At 64.1% G+C, this 1550-nt stretch carries 1 protein-coding gene; it reads left to right on the forward strand.

Annotated elements, in window-relative coordinates; translation table 11 throughout:
• Positions 1 to 180 precede the first annotated feature (180 nt).
• Positions 181 to 1527 (forward strand): IS5 family transposase, encoded by a 1347-nt coding sequence (locus tag NKI41_RS33000; protein ID WP_352687221.1) that lies wholly within the window; start codon positions 181 to 183, stop codon positions 1525 to 1527.
• Positions 1528 to 1550: the final 23 nt, after the last annotated feature.

The following is a 1550-nucleotide window of genomic DNA, read 5'->3' on the forward strand; positions in this document are numbered from 1 at the left end:
GTCGACCGTGAACTATCCGCAAGCCGTTGATCTGGCATGTTGATTGAGGCGGATAGCGGCTTTTGGATTGCAGGATTAGCGGTTTATGGGGGCTGTTTTCCTGCAATTCGTTTTGCGATTCCCTTGTGCTGCGGAGCGTGATTCACTTGGTTCGGCGGCGGCGAATCGAGGGGACGGCGAATGTCCAGGCCACGCGAGAAGCGCGAGACGGGAAAGCAGGATCTGTTCCGCTCCAGGCTCGATCAGATCATCAATATGAAGCACGAGCTGGTGCGGCTGGCGCTGGCGATCGACTGGCCGGTGCTGGAGGAGCGTTTCGGCGCCGTCTATTCGGACGGCCCCGGCATGCCGCCGCTGCCGACCCGGCTGATGGCGGGGCTGGCCATCCTCAAGCACACTTTCAACCTGTCGGATGAGGTGCTGTGCGAGCGCTGGGTGGAGAACCCCTACTTCCAATATCTTTGCGGCGAGGAATTCTTCTGCCACGCGCTGCCGTTCGACCGCTCGTCGATGACGCGCTGGCGCAGCCGCATGGGCGAGGAGCGGATCGCGGCGCTGTTGCAGGAAAGCCTCAGCCTCGCGGTCAAGACCGGGGCGATGAAGCCGTCCGACACGCGCCAGGTGATCGTCGACACAACCGTGCAGCCGAAGAACGTGATGTTCCCGACCGACGCCAAGCTCATTCACCGGGCGCGCGAGCGGCTGGTGCGGCTGGCCAGGAAGACGGGGCTCAATTTGCGCCAGAGCTATGTGCGGGTCGGCAAGCTGGCGCTGATCAAGCACCAGCGCTATGCCCACGCCAAGCAGTTCAAGCGGGCCAACAAGGCGCTGCGCAGGCTCAAGACCTATCTCGGCCGGACCATTCGCGACATCGCCCGCCAGGTCGCCGGCGATGCGGGGCTGGACGCGCTCTTCAAATGGCCGCTCTACCAGGCCGCCACCGTTCTCGAGCAGCGTCAGCGCCAGCGCGGCCGCAAGATATACAGCCTGCACGCGCACGAGGTGGAATGCATCGGCAAGGGCAAGGCGCACATGCCCTACGAGTTCGGAGTGAAGGTGTCGGTGGCCACCACGCTGAAGCGCTCCAAGGGCGGCCAATTCGCCCTGCATGCAAAAGCACTGCCCGGCAATCCCTATGACGGCCACACGCTGGCAAGCGTCATCCCCGACATGGAAGAGATCATCGGCAACCAGATCGGCCGCATCCTCGCCGACGCCGGCTATCGCGGCCACAACGCACCCCAGAGCCACAAGTTCAGGGTCTTCACCAGCGGCCAGAAACGCCGCGTCACCCCGGCAATCAAACGCCAGATGCGGCGGCGGTCGGCGGTCGAACCGGTGATCGGCCACATCAAGGCCGAGCATCGCATGGGTCGCAACTACCTCGCCGGCCAGCAGGGCGACGCCGTCAACGCCATCCTGGCCGCCGCCGGCTACAACTTCTCCCTCCTGCTCAGGTGGCTGAAGGGTTTTTTGTCCCTCTTGATCGCTCTCTTCCAACTCCGGCCCAAGCCGGTCGCCGCTTAGGGGCCGGATTGTTCACGGTCGAC

The sequence above is a fragment of the Mesorhizobium sp. M0601 genome, assembly GCF_040320845.1.
In the GTDB taxonomy this organism is placed as follows: domain Bacteria; phylum Pseudomonadota; class Alphaproteobacteria; order Rhizobiales; family Rhizobiaceae; genus Mesorhizobium.